Origin of the sequence: Rhizobacter sp. AJA081-3, assembly GCF_017795745.1 — a bacterium.
Classification (GTDB): domain Bacteria; phylum Pseudomonadota; class Gammaproteobacteria; order Burkholderiales; family Burkholderiaceae_C; genus Piscinibacter.
Genome location: NZ_CP059067.1, coordinates 4777730 through 4793120 on the forward strand (window position 1 = coordinate 4777730; position 15391 = coordinate 4793120).

General features: G+C 71.0%; 15 protein-coding genes. 5 read left to right on the forward strand and 10 right to left on the reverse strand.

Annotated features, from left to right (window positions below; translation table 11 throughout):
- Nucleotides 1–6: 6 nt before the first annotated feature.
- Together HZ992_RS22655 and HZ992_RS22660 are read right to left on the reverse strand one after the other, a co-directional pair.
- Nucleotides 7–405 carry an Ig-like domain-containing protein gene (locus HZ992_RS22655; RefSeq protein WP_209384053.1) on the reverse strand — a complete coding sequence of 133 codons (399 nt, stop codon included), beginning with the start codon at nt 403–405 and terminating at the stop codon, nt 7–9.
- A gap of 38 nt (nt 406–443) precedes the next feature.
- A complete protein-coding gene (locus HZ992_RS22660; RefSeq protein WP_209384055.1) occupies nt 444–1982 on the reverse strand; it encodes a vWA domain-containing protein in 1539 nt (512 codons plus the stop codon).
- A gap of 147 nt (nt 1983–2129) precedes the next feature.
- On the opposite strand from HZ992_RS22660, the gene HZ992_RS22665 reads away from it, so the two are divergent.
- From HZ992_RS22665 to HZ992_RS22685, 5 genes are all read left to right on the forward strand, one after another.
- The gene (locus HZ992_RS22665) at nt 2130–2747 is read left to right on the forward strand and encodes a sigma-70 family RNA polymerase sigma factor (protein WP_209384057.1); all 618 of its coding nucleotides are present in this window, start codon (nt 2130–2132) and stop codon (nt 2745–2747) included.
- A complete protein-coding gene (locus HZ992_RS22670; protein WP_209384058.1) occupies nt 2744–3868 on the forward strand; it encodes a hypothetical protein in 1125 nt (374 codons plus the stop codon). The genes HZ992_RS22665 and HZ992_RS22670 overlap by 4 nt, the downstream gene beginning before the upstream one ends.
- 61 nt (nt 3869–3929) lie before the next feature.
- Nucleotides 3930–6845 carry an excinuclease ABC subunit UvrA gene (gene uvrA, locus HZ992_RS22675; protein WP_209384060.1) on the forward strand — a complete coding sequence of 972 codons (2916 nt, stop codon included), beginning with the start codon at nt 3930–3932 and terminating at the stop codon, nt 6843–6845.
- A gap of 84 nt (nt 6846–6929) precedes the next feature.
- On the forward strand, nt 6930–7535 hold the full coding sequence (locus HZ992_RS22680) for a 2-hydroxychromene-2-carboxylate isomerase (protein WP_209384062.1): 606 nt from the start codon (nt 6930–6932) through the stop codon (nt 7533–7535).
- Nucleotides 7536–7540: 5 nt separating this feature from the next.
- Nucleotides 7541–8416 (forward strand): amidohydrolase family protein, encoded by an 876-nt coding sequence (locus tag HZ992_RS22685; protein ID WP_209384063.1) that lies wholly within the window; start codon nt 7541–7543, stop codon nt 8414–8416.
- Nucleotides 8417–8478: 62 nt separating this feature from the next.
- Here HZ992_RS22685 and HZ992_RS22690 read toward each other — a convergent pair whose 3' ends face one another.
- The 8 genes from HZ992_RS22690 to HZ992_RS26085 form a co-directional block, all read right to left on the reverse strand.
- The gene (locus HZ992_RS22690; protein ID WP_209384064.1) at nt 8479–8889 is read right to left on the reverse strand and encodes an SWIB/MDM2 domain-containing protein; all 411 of its coding nucleotides are present in this window, start codon (nt 8887–8889) and stop codon (nt 8479–8481) included.
- 187 nt (nt 8890–9076) lie between these two features.
- Nucleotides 9077–10153: an alpha-hydroxy acid oxidase gene (locus tag HZ992_RS22695; RefSeq protein WP_209387277.1), complete on the reverse strand. Its 1077-nt coding sequence runs from the start codon at nt 10151–10153 to the stop codon at nt 9077–9079.
- A gap of 26 nt (nt 10154–10179) precedes the next feature.
- Complete coding sequence (locus tag HZ992_RS22700) at nt 10180–10863, reverse strand: Fe2+-dependent dioxygenase (RefSeq protein ID WP_209384065.1); 684 nt, start codon at nt 10861–10863, stop codon at nt 10180–10182.
- Between the two features lie 14 nt (nt 10864–10877).
- Entirely contained in the window at nt 10878–13142 is a 2265-nt protein-coding gene (locus HZ992_RS22705) for a TonB-dependent receptor (protein ID WP_209384066.1), read from the reverse strand.
- Between the two features lie 75 nt (nt 13143–13217).
- Nucleotides 13218–13406 (reverse strand): hemin uptake protein HemP, encoded by a 189-nt coding sequence (gene hemP, locus HZ992_RS22710; protein WP_209384067.1) that lies wholly within the window; start codon nt 13404–13406, stop codon nt 13218–13220.
- 3 nt (nt 13407–13409) lie between these two features.
- Complete coding sequence (locus HZ992_RS22715) at nt 13410–13832, reverse strand: ExbD/TolR family protein (RefSeq protein WP_209384068.1); 423 nt, start codon at nt 13830–13832, stop codon at nt 13410–13412.
- Nucleotides 13833–13842: 10 nt separating this feature from the next.
- Nucleotides 13843–14595, reverse strand: a complete 753-nt coding sequence (locus HZ992_RS22720) for a MotA/TolQ/ExbB proton channel family protein (protein ID WP_245213225.1) — start codon at nt 14593–14595, stop codon at nt 13843–13845.
- 1 nt (nt 14596) lies between these two features.
- Complete coding sequence (locus HZ992_RS26085) at nt 14597–15304, reverse strand: energy transducer TonB (RefSeq protein WP_209384069.1); 708 nt, start codon at nt 15302–15304, stop codon at nt 14597–14599.
- Nucleotides 15305–15391: the final 87 nt, after the last annotated feature.

The window sequence follows — 15391 nt, forward strand, 5'->3', positions numbered from 1 at the left end:
AGCCGATCACGGCGTGACGGTGACAGCCAGCACCGTGCTGTCGGCCTCGTTGCCGGCACCGTCACGCGCCCGCGCGAACACGCGCACCTGCGTGCGGCCGTCGGCGGGCACGAACACATCCCACTCGTAGGGCGGGCCACCCACGCTGCCCAGCCGCGTCGCCGCGCTGCCGTCGAGGCGGTAGAAGGCCACCTCGTCGATGCCGCTGTCGTTGTCGGAGGCCGCAGCCACCACGCGCAACGTGCCCCCGGCAGCCACGCTGGTCTGCCCGGTGGCGATGCTCACCGAAGGCGCGTTGTCGTCGCCGTAGTCGCCCCAGCCGATGTACAGGCCGCCACCGCAGCCGGCGAGCAGCATCGGCAGCAGGGCCAAGGCAAGGAGAACGAAGCGGGCCGCGCGAGTCATGGCGGGAATGCTACGCCCGCGCGGCACTGTGCCCGGCCTCAGCCGCGTGACAGTCGCGCCAGTTCGTCACCGACGAGTTTCACGACGAGTTTGTCGAGTGTCTGCACCGAGTAGTTGCCCACGTCGTGCACGGTCTGCGTGCCCGGGCCGCTGCCCGGGTCGGCGGCGTCCTTGTAGGTGAGGAAGACGAAACGCCCGGCGGTGTACTGCGCCATCTGGCGGTAGATGTATTCGCCCACCGGATCGAGCCCGCTCGCGCCCACGGCGAACAGCTTGATGCCCTTGGCCAGCGCCGCCTGCATGTCGAGGTCGTACTGCGGGCCGCCGTAGTCCAGGTGCGGCGGCGCATCCGCCACCAGCACCACCAGACGTGTCGCATCGGTGCGCCAGCTCAGGCCGTGCACCGTCTCGTGCAGCGCCTCGTTCAGCGCCTCGGGTGTGTCGCCGCCGCCGCCGGCCTGCACGCGGGCCAGCACGTTCTGGAAGGCGCCGAGCTCGTCGGTGAAATCGTGCGTGCGCATGAGGAACGCGTCGCCGCGGTCGCGGTAGGCGACCAGGCCGTAGCAGATGTCGGGCTGGCCGGGCAGTTGCGAGATCTGCTGCGACATCGCGCGCATCGAGCTCTTCAGCTTGGCGATCTCGTCGCCCATCGAGCCAGTGGCGTCGACCATGAACACCAGGTCCAGGCGCGGGCGCTGAACTATCGGCGCGACTCCGAGCCGCACCTGCAGCGCCGCGCGCTCGCCACGAACCAGGGTCGCTCGCGTCCAGGCCGAGCCCTTGCGCACCGCCACGCCGAGCGCGCGGTCCGACACGTTAGGCGCGAGGAAGGCGCGCGGGTGCAGCCACGCACGGCCGGCGGTGTCGGTGCGGGCCCACATCACCGGCTCGGCGCGGCCGGCACGCTGCACCGCCACCTCGGCGTCGTGCACCGGGCGGCCTGCGGCATCGGTGACCTCGAGCAGGTAGCGCTCGCCGACATCGCGGTCGCGCACCGGCAGGCCGGCGTTGCGCTGGCGGTAGGCCAGGTACGCGCCGAAGTCGGCGTTGTCGTCGACCAGGCCTGCGGTCACCGTCTCGTGGCGCGGGCGCTGGCGCGGGGCAATCGACGAAGGCGCCGATTGCAAGGGCAGGTCGGCTTCGCGCTCGGCAGCATCGGCCGGTGCGGGCGCTGCGGCCACTGCCCCGGCCGGCGCCGCGGGCATGGCCGAAGGTGCCACGCTCTTGGCCGCCTCGGCGCGGCGCGAGGCGCGATCCTCGAGGGCGGCCCGGGCCGGTTCGTCGCGGCGCAGCTCGCGCGTCCTGTCGCCATGGCCGCTGTTGCCGTGCTGTCCGCCACCGGGCACCTCGCGCGTGGACGGCAGGCGGTGGCAGTGGCTGGCCTGCGGTGCATCGAAGCGCGGTGTGCCGTAGTCCTGCGGCGATGCCGGCGGGTCCTGCCAGGCCGGTGGCCAGGCCCCGGGGGTGGCGGCGTGCGCGAGAGGCGCGTCGATCACGGCCGCGCAGGCGGCCAGCAGTGCCAGTGCGGCGACGGCCGGCACGGCGGCCACGCGCAGCGGAAGGCGGGGAAGTCTCATCGGTGTTCTCCTGTGGGGGGTGAGGGGGCGCGGGGTGATACGCGGCAGGTCCCGCGACGGGGTGAACCGGCGCGAAAACAACTTGAGATCACCCCGATCGCGACCGCCGGCCGTATCAGCTGCGGATCAGGCAGACTCCCACCCGCGATGAGCTCCTCCGACGACGACACGCTGATGGCCGCCTACGCCCAGGGCGATGCGGCGGCCTTCGAGCAGCTGTACGAGCGCCACCGGCAGGCGCTGTACCGCTTCGTGCGCCGCCTGCTCGGCAGTGCCCACGCGGCGCAGACCGACGAGGTGTTCCAGGACACCTGGCTGCGCGTCGTGCAGGCGCGCTCGCGCTGGCAGCCGCAGGGCGCGAGCTTTCGCACCTGGTTGTTCACGCTCGCGCATCACCGCGCCATCGACCTGCTGCGCAAGAGCGGCCGCGAGGTCGCGATCGATGCCTTCGAGGGCGAGGACGGCGAACCCTGGCAACCCGACACGGCCGCATGGCAGCACTGGCCGGCGCCGGCTGCGGCCGCGCTGCAGGGCGACGAACTCGCCTTCTGGCGCCGCGCCGGCGAGCGGCTGCTGAGCTGCCTGGACGAACTGCCGCTGGCGCAGCGCAGCGCCTTCCTGCTGCACCACGACGACGGGCTGTCGCTCGACGACGTGGCGCGCGCGCTGGAAGTCGGCTTCGAGACGGCGAAGACGCGGCTGCGTTATGCGATGAGCAAGCTGCGCACCTGCATGGGCGCCTACCTCGCGCCGGAGTCGAGATGAGCACGCCTGACGACGACAAGGTACCGCGCGACGACTGGTTGCGCCAGGCGCTGCGCCATGCGCCCGACGCCGACGCGGCGCCTTCGCGCAAGGTCGACGAGAACATCCTGCGCATGGGCCGCGCCGCCGTGGCGCCGCGCGTCGAACGGCCGGTTCAGGCGACGCCGGCACCGCTGCCCGCGTCCGGCGGCTGGGGCGACGGCATCGCCACGCTGTGGGCGTGGCTCGCGCGGCCGCCGGTCGCGACCGGTTTCGCCGGCGTGATGGTGGCCACCCTCGTCGGCGTGATGTGGTGGGGCCGCAGCCCCGAGGAGATGCAGCCGCCGCAGGAAGTGCCCGTTGCCGCGGCGCCGGCGACCCCCTCCGAGCGGGCTGCCGAGCCGGCCGCGCCACCGGCGGCCACCGCGGCGCTGCCCGACGCCGCCCGCAAGGCGGCCGATGCCGCCCGCGTGGCCGCGGCGACACCCGCTGCCGAGGCTCCGGCACGCAAGATGGCCGCGGCGCCCGCCACACCGGCCGCGCCACCGCCCAAGGCCGAGGGCCCGGTGGTGGTGGCCGCCGCGCCGCCGGCACCAGCCCCCGCGGCGATGCCGGCCGCTCCTGCCGCACAGAACGCCGCCGCGGCCGACATGGCAACGCGCGCACGCGAAACCGCCGAACGCCGCGACCTGGCGGCGGCCAAGTCGGCCGCGCCCGCCGGCGCCGTGGCACCGCAGCAGGCTGAAGCCGCTGCCCCGAGTGCCCTGGCCGGCCGCGCCGCAGCGGCCTCCACCGCGCTCGAGACCCCCGGCTTCAGCAACCTGCGCTTCGAGATCCGTCGCAAGCCGGAAGCCTGGACCTGGACGCGCGACGACGGCGCGCCACGCCCGATGGACGAGGCCACCGAAGCCTGGATCGCCCAGACCGACCGCAGTGCGCGCACGGTGTGGCAGGCCGGCGCCGTGGGCGCCGATCAATCGACCACGACGCTGCGCTTCACGCGCGACGGCGTCGTGCGCGCGGTGCTGCGCCTGGGGCCCACCGGCATGCGGCTCACGCGCGGCGGCAAGACCGAGTCCGCCGAGCTCTCGCGCGGGCAGGCGGCGGCGCTGCTCTCCTCGCTCGACGCGCTCGGCCCCTGAAGGCAGGCAGGCCGCGTCGGCCCGCGTCGTTATCATGGGCGGTTTGCGCCCCCGCGACCCGATGCCGACCCCTCCCGCGCCCGCCAGTCCGCCCCTCCGCGCGGAATCGCCCATGATCCGGGTGCGCGGCGCGCGCACGCACAACCTGAAGAACATCGACCTCGACATCCCGCGCCACCAGCTGGTGGTGATCACCGGGCTGTCGGGCTCGGGCAAGTCCAGCCTCGCCTTCGACACGCTCTACGCCGAGGGCCAGCGCCGCTACGTCGAGAGCCTGTCAGCCTACGCGCGGCAGTTCCTGCAGTTGATGGACAAGCCCGATGTCGACGTGATCGAGGGCCTGTCGCCGGCGATCAGCATCGAGCAGAAGGCGACCTCGCACAACCCGCGCTCGACTGTCGGCACCGTCACCGAGATCCACGACTACCTGCGCCTGCTCTACGCGCGCGCCGGCACGCCCTTCTGCCCCGACCACGACCTGCCGCTGCGCGCGCAGAGCGTCAGCCAGATGGTCGACGCCGCGCTCGCATTGCCCGAGGGCACCAAGTTGATGGTGCTGGCACCGGTGGTGCGCGACCGCAAGGGCGAGTTCGTCGAGCTGTTCGCCGACATGCAGGCGCAGGGCTACGTGCGTTTCCGCGTCGACGGCGCGGCGTACGAAGCCGCCGACGTGCCCAAGCTGAAGAAGGCCGAGAAGCACGACATCGATGTCGTCATCGACCGCGTGAAGATCCAGCCCTCGGGCCTGCAACAACGCCTGGCCGAAAGCTTCGAGGCGGCGCTGCGCATCGCCGAGGGCCGCGCCATCGCGCTGGAGATGGACACCGGCGCCGAGCACCTGTTCTCCAGCAAGTTCGCCTGCCCGGTGTGCAGCTACTCGCTGCCCGAGCTGGAGCCGCGCCTGTTCTCGTTCAACTCGCCGGTGGGCGCCTGCCCGAGCTGCGACGGCCTGGGCCAGGTGACGGTGTTCGACGCCGAGCGCGTGGTCGCCTTCCCCTCGCTGAGCCTGGCCAGTGGTGCGGTGAAGGGCTGGGACCGCCGCAACGCCTACACCTTCTCCTTGCTCGAGAGCGTGGCGCGGCACTACGACTTCGACATCGACCTGCCCTTCGAGGAGCTGCCGAAGAAGGCCCGGCAGGTGCTGCTGCACGGCTCGGGCAGCGAGGACGTGGAGTTCGTCTACCAGGCCGAAGGCGCCAAGGGCAAGCAGCGCGTGGTCAAGCGCTGGCACCCGTTCGAAGGCATCCTGCCGAACTTCGAGCGGCGCTTTCGCGAAACCGATTCCGCTGCCGTGCGCGAAGATCTCGTGCGCTACCAGAGCGCCAAGCCCTGTCCCGACTGCCAGGGCACGCGGCTGCGGCGCGAGGCGCGCAACGTGTTCCTCGTCAATGGCGACGAGGCGAAAGACACGCCGCGCGAGCCGATCTACCGCGTCGAGCACTTCACGCTGCGCGAGTGCCTGGCCTACTTCGAGTCGCTCACGCTGGCCGGCAGCAAGGCCGAGATCGCCGACAAGGTGGTGCGCGAGATCCGCTCGCGGCTGAAGTTCCTCAACGACGTCGGCCTGAACTACCTCAGCCTGGACCGCAGCGCCGACAGCCTGTCCGGCGGCGAGGCGCAGCGCATCCGGCTGGCCTCGCAGATCGGCTCGGGCCTGACCGGCGTGATGTACGTGCTCGACGAGCCGAGCATCGGGCTGCACCAGCGCGACAACGAGCGGCTCATCGGGACGCTGCGCCACCTGCGCGACCTGGGCAACAGCGTGCTCGTCGTCGAGCACGACGAAGACGCGATCCGCGCCGCCGACCACGTGATCGACCTCGGCCCCGGCGCCGGCGTGCACGGCGGGCGCATCATCGCGCAAGGCACCGCCGACGAGGTGGCGGCGAACCCGGAATCGCTGACCGGCCGCTACCTCGGCCGCGTGCTGAAGATCGCCGTGCCGGCCCAGCGCCGTACGCTGGCCGACACCACCGACCCGCAGCGGCTGAAGATCACCGGAGCGCGCGGCAACAACCTCAAGAACGTCGACGTCGACATCCCCGTGGGCCTGTTCACCTGCGTGACCGGCGTGTCGGGCTCGGGCAAGAGCACGCTGGTCAACGACACGCTGTACGCCGCGGTGGCGCGCAAGCTCTACAACTCGCACACCGAGGCCGAGCCGCACGATTCGATCGAGGGGCTGGACGCCTTCGACAAGGTCATCAACGTCGACCAGAGCCCGATCGGCCGCACGCCGCGCAGCAACCCGGCCACCTACACGGGCCTGTTCACGCCCATCCGCGAGCTGTTCGCCGAGGTGCCGGCGGCGCGCGAACGCGGCTACGGACCGGGGCGCTTTTCCTTCAACGTGGCCGGCGGGCGCTGCGAGGCCTGCCAGGGCGACGGCGTACTGAAGGTGGAGATGCACTTCCTGCCCGACGTCTACGTGCCTTGCGACGTCTGCCACGGCCGGCGCTACAACCGCGAGACGCTGGAGGTGCTCTACAAGGGCAAGAACATCACCGAGGTGCTCAACCTCACGGTGGAAGACGCGCACGGCTACTTCAACGCCGTGCCGAACATCGCGCGCAAGCTGCAGACGCTGCTCGACGTCGGCCTGGGCTACATCCGCCTCGGCCAGAGCGCGACCACGCTGTCCGGCGGCGAGGCGCAGCGCGTCAAGCTGGCGTTGGAGCTCAGCAAGCGCGACACCGGCCGCACGCTGTACATCCTCGACGAGCCGACGACCGGGTTGCACTTCGCCGACATCGACCTGCTGCTCAAGGTGCTTCACCAGCTGCGCGACGCCGGCAACACCATCGTGGTGATCGAGCACAACCTCGACGTCATCAAGACCGCCGACTGGATCATCGACATGGGCCCCGAGGGCGGCGCCGGCGGCGGCCTGGTGATCGCTCAGGGCACGCCGGAAGACGTGGCCGCGAACCCGGCGAGCCACACCGGGCGCTACCTGGCGCCGCTGCTGGCCGGCTGAATCCCGATCAAGCGCCGGTTGAGCGGCGCGCAGGGTCTTCCTGCGGGTGGCTAGACTGCGCCCGAACAACGAGAGGAGACACGAATGACCCTGAGCGTCGACTACTACTTCGCCCCCAACTCGCCCTGGACCTACCTCGGCCACCAGCGCCTCGCCGAAATCGCCCGCGCTGCCGGCGCAACGATCAACGTGCTTCCGGTGGACCTGGGCGGCAAGGTGTTCCCGGTGTCCGGTGGGCTGCCGCTGTCCAAGCGCGCGCCGCAGCGCCAGGCCTACCGCCTGATCGAGCTCAAGCGCTTCAGCGAGTATCTCGGCCAACCCATCGTGCTGCAGCCGAAGTTCTTCCCGGTGAACGCCGACGATGCCGCCAAGCTGATCATCGCGGTGGACATGCACGACGGCTGCGACGCCGCGATGCGCATTGCCGGGCGCATCCTGCGCGGCGTGTGGGTCGACGAGCGCAACATCGCCGACGCACGCGACCTGGCGAAGATGCTGGAAGAAGAGGGCCTGCCGGCGCGCCGGCTGGACGACTCGATGAGCCAGGCCGTGCACGTGCGCTACGAGCAGGACACGCAGCGCGCCATCGACGCCGGCGTGTTCGGCGCGCCCAGCTACGTCATCGACGGCGAGCTCTTCTGGGGCCAGGATCGCCTGGACTTCGTGCAGCGCCGCCTGGCGCGGGGCTGATGGCCATGCGGCGCCACCTTCTGGCCGCGGCCGCGCTGCTGACCGCCGGCGCGGCCGCGGCGCAGAGCTACACCGGCCCGATCTTCGACGCTCACCTGCACTACAACGAGGAGGCGTGGATGTCGGCGCATCCGGTCGACGATGCGCTGGGCCGCATGCAGCGCAGCGGCGTGCGCGCGATCGTCGCCAACAGCCGGCCCAACGACGGCACCAAGTCGCTGGCCAGCGCGCGCGACAAGACCCGCGCCGCCGGCGTGACGGTGGTGCCCTTCATCCGCCTGTACCGCAACCGCGCCGACTACACCGGCTGGTTCCAGGACGAGACGATCTACGAGATGGTGCAGCGCGAGCTGGCCGCCGGCACCGACAGCGGGCCCTACCGCGGCATCGGCGAGTTCCACCTCTACGACAGCGCCAACGCCAACGGCCCGGTGGCGCGCAAGCTGATGAAGCTGGCGCAGGACAAGGAGCTGGCCGTGCTCGCCCACGTGGACGACAGCGCCATCGACCTGCTGATGGCGCATGCGCCGAGCGTGCGGCTGATCTGGGCGCACACCGGCATCGGCGGCGCACCGGCCGAGCGCGTGCGCGCGCTGCTGGCGAAGTACCCGAAGCTGATGGGCGAGCTGTCGTACCGGCCGGGCCTGACGGAGTCGGGCGGTGGCCTGAGCGCCGAATGGAAAGCGCTGCTCACAGCCCACTCGGAGCGTTTCCTGGTCGGCTCGGACACCTGGGTGAACGCGCGCTGGGCCGGCTACGAAGGCCTGATGAGCGATGCGCGGCGCTGGCTGGCCGACCTGCCCGAACCGGCAGCCAGGCGCATCGCGTGGGACAACGGCGCGCGTCTGTTCGGCCTGCCGCCGAACGCCGCGCCGCGCTGAAACGAAAAAGCCGGCGCAAGCGCCGGCTTCCAGTCCGCGAGGCCGGAAGGCCGCGGCAGGCTTTACTTCAGGTGCGCGTTGACGTACTTCGTCAGTTCGAACATCGAGACCTGAGCCTGCTTCACGACTTCCTTCAGCTTCGCGTCGGCGTTGATGAGGGTGCGCTTGACCTTGTCTTGCAGGCCGTGCTTCTTGATGTACTCCCACACCTTCTTCGTCACCTCGGTGCGCGGCAGCGGCTTGTCGCCGATGATCGCGGCGAGCGCGGCGCTCGGCGTCATCGGCTTCAGGAACGCCGCGTTCGGGGTGCGCTTCTTGGCGGGGGCCTTCTTGGCCGGAGCCTTCTTCGCGGGAGCCGCCTTCTTGGCCGGAGCGGCCTTCTTGGCCGGGGCCTTCTTCGCCGGTGCCGCCTTCTTGGCCGGGGCCTTCTTCGCTGCCGCCTTTTTCGCGGGAGCCTTCTTCGCAGTTGCCATGTTGATTCTCTCCATCAAAGTTTGTTGATGTGCCCGGGATGGGCGAGAGTCGCGTGGACTCTCATTTCTCCATAGCACCGTGCGGAGCGAATGGTAATGCGTCAGTGCTGCATTGAGAAGCAGTTTTCACTCGAAGAATGATGTTCTTGTCGAGGTAGATGGTGCTTTTGTCGCTCTTGAACGTCACCTAGGGCGCTCCCAGGAGGCTCCCAGGGCGCTCGAAGAGCAGTTCTCGACGTGCATCGGCGAGCGTCGCGCAGCCCGAAAGTGCCATCGCGATCTCGAGTTCATCGCGCAGCAGGCGCAGTGCGTGAGCCACGCCCTGCGCTCCCGCGACGGCCAGCGCAAGGACGTACGGGCGGCCGATCAGCACCGCTCGCGCGCCCAGTGCGATGGCCTTGAGCACGTCGGTGCCGCGGCGGATGCCGCCATCCACCAGCAACGGTACGGCGCCGCCGACCGCATCGGCCATGCGCGGCAGCGCCCACGCGGTGGGCAGCGCGGTGTCGAGCGTGCGGCCGCCATGGTTGGAGACGATCAATCCGTCCACGCCTTGCGCCAGGGCAAGGCGCGCGTCGTCTGGATGCATCACGCCCTTGAGCAGCAAGGGCAAGCGCGTCGCGCCGCGCAGCCAGGCCACGTCGTCCCATGAAGTCGCGGCCTGTAGCAGCCCGCCGCAGAGTTCGCCGCCGCGCGGCATCGGCGGTGCGCCGTGCAGGTGGACCGCCGACACGTCGGCCGGCAGCCGGAAGCCGGTGCGCCGCTCGCGGTCGCGCGCGCCGTGCACCGGGGCATCCACCGTCAGCATCAGCGCCTCGAAGCCGGCAGCCTCGGCACGCCGCACCAGCGCGAGGTCGAAACCGCGGTCACCCTGCAGGTAGATCTGGAACCACAGCGGCCCGCGCTGCGCGTCGTCGCGCACCGCACCGGCGACGTCTTCCAGCGGCGTGCTCGACTGCGTGCTGAGCACCAGACCCGCGCCCTGCGCCGCCGCGGCGAGCGCGCTGCCGAGCTCGCCGTGCGGATGCGCCAGGCGCTGGTACGCCACCGGCGCGAGCAGCAGCGGGTGCGCCAGCGTGCGGCCGAGCAGTTCGACGCGCGTGTGGCCATGGGCCAACGGCCGCAGAACGCGCGGCTGCAGCCACAGAGCGTTCCAGGCCTCGCGGTTGGCGCGCAGCGTGGTCTCGTCGGCCGCGCCGCCGGCGAAGTAGGCCCAGGCGTTCGCGTCCAGCATCTCGCGAGCGCGACCTTCGTAGTCGTCCATGCACACCGGCAGCGTTTGGTCGGCGCTCACGTGTCGGCCCACATTCGCAGGAGGTTGTGGTACGTGCCGGTGAGCGCCACCGCCTCGTCGCTCTCGCCGTCGCGCGAGCGCAGGCGCATCAGCGCCCTGTCCATGTCGTGCAGCAGGCGGCGCTGCTCGTCGCTGCGCACCATGCTCTCGATCCAGAAGAAGCTGGCCAGCCGCGCGCCGCGCGTGACCGGCTCGACGCGGTGCACACTGGTGCCGGGGTAGGCCACCGCATCGCCGGCGGCGAACTTGACGCGCTGCTCGCCGAAGGTGTCGGCGATGACCAGCTCGCCGCCGTCGTAGTGCTGGGGCTCGGCGAGGAACAGCGTGCAGCTGATGTCGGTGCGCACCCGCACGCCCGTGCCCGGCGCATAGCGCACCGCCTTGTCGACATGGTCGCCATACGTGTTGTGCGCGCCCTCGTAGCGGTTGAACATCGGCGGGAAGATCTTCTTCGGCAGCGTGGCCGAGAAGAACAGCGGGTGCTTCTCGAGCGCGCCGAATACCAGCGCCTGCAGCGCCAGCGCCTGCGCGCAGGTGGCGGGCAGCTGCAGGTTGTTCTTCACGCGCGCGGCCTGCACGCCGGCAGTGAGCTCGCCAGGCTCCCAGGGGGCGCCCTCGAGCAGCTGGCGGGCCCGGGCCAGCGCCTCGGGCGCCAGCACGGCGGGGATGCGGATCAACATCGTGGGTGCGGGCGCTAGAACCTGAAGCTCGCGGTGGCCTGGATCAGGCGGCCGGGGCCGGGGATGTAGTGACCCGTGTAGAGCTGATCGGCGTAGAGCTTGTCGGTGAGGTTGCTCACGTTGATCTTGTAGACGAGCCGTTCGGGCAAGGCGGTGAATTCGGCCATCAGGTCGGCGGTGACGAAGCGAGGCGCCGCGAAGCCCGGGTTGCGGATCGGCGTCTGGCTCGAGCGCGCGTTCAGGCCGCCGCCCACGCGCAGGGCCGGCGACAGCTTGTAGGTGCTCCAGATCGTGCCGGAGTGCCGCGGCGTCAGCGAAGGGCGCGTGCCCTGCCCTTCGGAGCCGGCCACGCCCTGGTCGATCTTCGCCACCGGGATCCACATGTAGGAGCCGTACACCTCCCAGGCCGGCGTGATGCGTCCGGTCAGGTCGAGCTCGATGCCGGCGGCATGTCGCTTGCCCGACAGCGTGACCAGGTTCACCAGCGGGTCGGTGTTGCGCTCGTGCAGCTTGGTGGTGCGGAAGATCGCCGCGCGACTGGTGAAGTGGCCGTCGGCCGAGTCGATGCGGGCGCCGAGCTCGACGTTGACCGACTGCTCGGGCGGGATGTCGGCGTTGGCAGCGCTGAGGGAATAGGCCTCGCCCGAGGTGTTGAACGAGGTCGCGCCCGACAGGTGGAAGCTCATCCGCGGCGACGGCTGGTACAGCAGGCCCAGGCGCTTGCTGACTTCGGAGACCTTCATCGAGTAGCTGGCGGTGGTTTGCGGCCCGGGCGCGTTGGCGGGGATCGCGAAGCTGTCGTAGGCGCCGACAAGGTAGTCGTATCGCAGTCCGGCGAGCAGCTTCCAGTCGGGCATGAACTCGACCAGATCCTGCACGTAGACACCCGCCGCCTTCGACGTGTAGGTGCTGGCGCGGCGCAACACCCGCGCGTCTTCCGCGATGGCGGCGCCGTCGTCGGGCGTGCCGACGGTGGTGCTCGGCTTGGTCAGCGTGACGCCGCCCTGCGCGGCGCTGCGCGCGGCGAGCACTTCCTTCTCTTCGCGGGCGAAGTCGGCGCCGGCCTGAACTTCGTGGCCCATGCCGCCCGCCTGGAAGCGCGTGCTCAGGTCGCTCTGCGCATGGATCGTGTCCATGTCCTGGATCTTCAGCTGCGTGCCGCGGTTGATCACGGTGCCGGGGCCGAAGCTCGCCAGGCTCACGCCCAGCCCGCTGGGCTGCAACGCGGCGGCAGCGAAGCGCACCGTGCCGGCGCGCTGATCGCGCTCGTAGGCGCCCCGGCGCAGCCGGCTGACCAGCTCGGTGCCGGCGCCGAAGCGGTGGGTGTGCGTGGCGGTGAGCGTCTGCGCGCCGCCGGCATTGCGGTCGCTGGCCATGCCGTAGTAGGCCGAGGGCGAGATCGGCAGCAGCGTGCTGTCGGACACCGCAGAGCCGAGCGTCGGCCGGATCCACGGCATGCCGTAGTTCATGCCGTTGTCGTTGTCGAGCACGTAGGCGCCGACGGAGAACTCGTCGCGCTCGCCGATGCCCCAGCGGTAGGTGACGGCTGCGCCGCGTTTGTCCAGGCTCGTGCCGGCGCCGTTGTTGTCGGCCTTCGTGACCATGGTGCCCAGGCGCAACGCACTGCTCTCGCCGAGTTTCAGGTTGAAGTCACCCACCGCGCGGACGTAGGCATGGTTGCCCATCGTCACGTCGACCTGGTTCTCGTCGATCAGCCGCGGCACCTTGGTGACCTGGTTCACCGCGCCGCCGGTGGAGCCGCGCCCGAACAGCATCGATGCGGAGCCGCGCAGCACCTCGAGGCGGTCGAGAAAGAAGGTGTCGCGCTCGTAGAAGGCCGGGTCGCGCATGCCGTCGACGAACACGTCGCCGGTGGCCTGCAGCGAGAAGCCGCGCAGGCGGATGTCCTCCTCGCCGCCTTCGGCCGCGAGGAAGCTGATGCCCGAGGTGTTCTTCAGCACGTCCTTCATGGTGTCGAGGTTGCGGTCGTCGATCAGCTTCTCGGTCACCACCGTCACCGACTGCGGGATGTCGCGCAGCTCCTGCTGGCCCTTGCCGATGCGCGTCTCGGTGGCTCGGTAGGCGTCGCGGCCGGCGGCCTCGGCCTGCGCGCGCACCTTGATCGGTGCCAGGGTGGCTTCGTTCGCCGTTGCGGCCGGCATCTGCGCCTGCGCGCCGCCGAGGGCGAAGCCGAAGCCGGCGGCCAGGGCACCCAGCGGCAGCAGCGCCGTGCCGGCAGGGCGGGGAAGGGAAGTCTTGTCGAGATCAGGGCGTCGCATGGCGCTCTCCGTGTGAGGGTGGGCACGGGCTGGCGCTGGCGGGCTGGTGCGAAGGTCGATGAAATTTGGCGGCGGCTACTTGGTGAGAATCAGCTTCCCGAGGGCGGTCTGGCGCAGGCGGTAGAGCACGCCGTGGTGCTCGATGAGCAGTTCGTTCGCGCCGCGCAGCAGCAGTGCGCTGTCGATGCGCTGCGGCAGCGCGCCCGAGAGCGCGGGCGCGGCTTCGAGACGAATTGGGGGCTCGGGCCGCTTCGGAGCGTCCATGGCTCAGCGGCCCGTCGCGGGTTCGCTGACGAAGCCGACTTTCGTGAGCCCGGCACGCGAGGCATCGGCCAGCGTCTGCGCGACAACGCGATACGCCACCGACTGGTCGGCGCGCAGGTGCACCTCGGGCTGCGGCTGCTTGAGGCTCGCGGCCACGAAACGCTGCGCCGCCTCGGCGCGGCTGATCGCTTCGCCGTTCCAGTGCAGCACGCCCGCGGCGTCGATGGCGAAGTCGATCTTGTCGGGCTTGAGCTGGTTCTCCTGCGCGCTGGCGCGCGGCAGCTCCAGCTTGACGGCATGGGTGAGCAGCGGCGCGGTGATGATGAAGATCACCAGCAGCACCAGCATCACGTCGATCAGCGGCACCATGTTGATGTCGGCCATCGGCGCGCCGGCGCTCTTGGAGTCGAAGCTGGCAAAGGCCATGTCGCGCTCCTCAGGCCGCCGCCGGTCGGTGGGGCAGCGTGCGCACGCTGGCATTGCCGGCAGGTGCCGGGGCTGCACTCAGCGGCTGGCCCATCGACACGAAGGTGTGCAACTCGTAGGCGAAGGCGTCGAGCCGCGACACCATCACGCGGTTGGCCCGCGTGAGCCAGTTGTAGCCCATCACCGCCGGGATCGCGACGGCCAGGCCCAGGCCCGTCATGATCAGCGCCTCGCCCACCGGGCCGGCCACCTTGTCCAGCGTGCCGGCGCCGCTCATGCCGATCGCCACCAGCGCGTGGTACACGCCCCAGACGGTGCCGAACAGGCCGACGAAAGGCGCGGTGGCGCCCACCGTGGCCAGCACCGCCAGGCCGTTGTCGAGCCGGGTGGTCTGTTCGTCGAGCACCTTCTTGATGGTGCGGGTGACGAAGTCGCTCGCGCTGCCTGCCTCTTCGAGCCTGGCCGCGCCGTAGCGGGCGTGGTGCGACTGCGCATGCATGGCATGGCTCGTGAGGTGCGAGAACGGATCGCGCGCGCCGTGGGTGGCGATCTCGGCGGCCACCGCGTCCAGCGAGGTGGCGTTCCAGAAGAAGTCCAGGAAGGCGCGGCTGCGCCCGCGGCGCAGCACCAGCGTCAGCCCCTTGATCGCCAGGATGACCCAGGACACGACGGACATCAGCACCAGGATCGCCAGCAGCGTCTTGCCGACGGCATCGCTTTGCGCGATGAAGTGGCTGAAGCCCAGGGTCGTTTCGGCATTCACGTTATCTCTCCAGTTCGAAAGGAATCGGGATGCGCGCCCAGCCCGCTGTGGGCGCGCCGTTCTCGCTGTAGGGCTTGAAGCGCGCGCGCTGCACGCCGGCCAGCGCCGCGTCGTCCAGCCGCGCGAAACCCGACGACTGCGCCAGCTGCACGCTGCGCGGCAGGCCGGCTTCGTCGACATAGACGCGCACCACCACCAGGCCGGCTTCGCCCAGCCGCCGCGACAGGCGCGGGTACTCGGGTGCGGGCGCCTCGAGGTACTGGATCGCCGAGGCCGGGATGTTCTTCGGCGGCGGTGGGGCGGGCAGGGCCACGGGCGCAGGCGGCGCAGGAGCGGCCACGGCCGCGACCGGCGGCACCGGCTCGAGTTCCGGCGCGGGCGCGATGAACACCGCTGGGGCCGGTGCCGGCGGGGCGCTGATCAGGGGCGCGGCGGGCGTGGGCTTCTTCGGCAGCCGCGCCGGTTCGGGCGGCGGCGGTGGCGCGGGCAGCATCGGCTGCGGCGGCGCAACCAGCGAGACGAACATCGGCGCGGCCTCGTCCAGCGCCTGCCGCACCGCCGGCACCTGCAAGGCCGCGTAGACGCCCACGCCGTGCAGCGCGACGATGCCCAGCACCACCGTGCGCCGCGCGCCGGGGCCGAGGCCGTCGTGGCGCTGCAACGGCACTCGGCGGGAGCGCAGTGGAGGGCTGGGCGCGAGCGAAGACATGCGAACGATCGTAACACGAACGATTCGCATTTAGAAGTAGCCTGCGCAAACGCTGCGCTGGCCACCTCGGCACCCAGCCCGGAGCGT

What these genes read in the sequence shown, in the direction of transcription:
- HZ992_RS22715 (WP_209384068.1), bottom strand. Translation starts at nt 13,832, where the DNA reads ATGGCCTTTGCCAGCTTCGACTCCAAGAGCGCCGGCGCGCCGATGGCC.
- HZ992_RS22660 (WP_209384055.1), bottom strand. Translation starts at nt 1,982, where the DNA reads ATGAGACTTCCCCGCCTTCCGCTGCGCGTGGCCGCCGTGCCGGCCGTC.
- HZ992_RS26085 (WP_209384069.1), bottom strand. Translation starts at nt 15,304, where the DNA reads ATGTCTTCGCTCGCGCCCAGCCCTCCACTGCGCTCCCGCCGAGTGCCG.
- HZ992_RS22670 (WP_209384058.1), top strand. Translation starts at nt 2,744, where the DNA reads ATGAGCACGCCTGACGACGACAAGGTACCGCGCGACGACTGGTTGCGC.
- HZ992_RS22705 (WP_209384066.1), bottom strand. Translation starts at nt 13,142, where the DNA reads ATGCGACGCCCTGATCTCGACAAGACTTCCCTTCCCCGCCCTGCCGGC.
- uvrA (WP_209384060.1), top strand. Translation starts at nt 3,930, where the DNA reads ATGCCGACCCCTCCCGCGCCCGCCAGTCCGCCCCTCCGCGCGGAATCG.
- HZ992_RS22680 (WP_209384062.1), top strand. Translation starts at nt 6,930, where the DNA reads ATGACCCTGAGCGTCGACTACTACTTCGCCCCCAACTCGCCCTGGACC.
- HZ992_RS22665 (WP_209384057.1), top strand. Translation starts at nt 2,130, where the DNA reads ATGAGCTCCTCCGACGACGACACGCTGATGGCCGCCTACGCCCAGGGC.
- HZ992_RS22700 (WP_209384065.1), bottom strand. Translation starts at nt 10,863, where the DNA reads ATGTTGATCCGCATCCCCGCCGTGCTGGCGCCCGAGGCGCTGGCCCGG.
- HZ992_RS22685 (WP_209384063.1), top strand. Translation starts at nt 7,541, where the DNA reads ATGCGGCGCCACCTTCTGGCCGCGGCCGCGCTGCTGACCGCCGGCGCG.
- HZ992_RS22690 (WP_209384064.1), bottom strand. Translation starts at nt 8,889, where the DNA reads ATGGCAACTGCGAAGAAGGCTCCCGCGAAAAAGGCGGCAGCGAAGAAG.
- HZ992_RS22695 (WP_209387277.1), bottom strand. Translation starts at nt 10,153, where the DNA reads ATGGACGACTACGAAGGTCGCGCTCGCGAGATGCTGGACGCGAACGCC.
- HZ992_RS22655 (WP_209384053.1), bottom strand. Translation starts at nt 405, where the DNA reads ATGACTCGCGCGGCCCGCTTCGTTCTCCTTGCCTTGGCCCTGCTGCCG.
- hemP (WP_209384067.1), bottom strand. Translation starts at nt 13,406, where the DNA reads ATGGACGCTCCGAAGCGGCCCGAGCCCCCAATTCGTCTCGAAGCCGCG.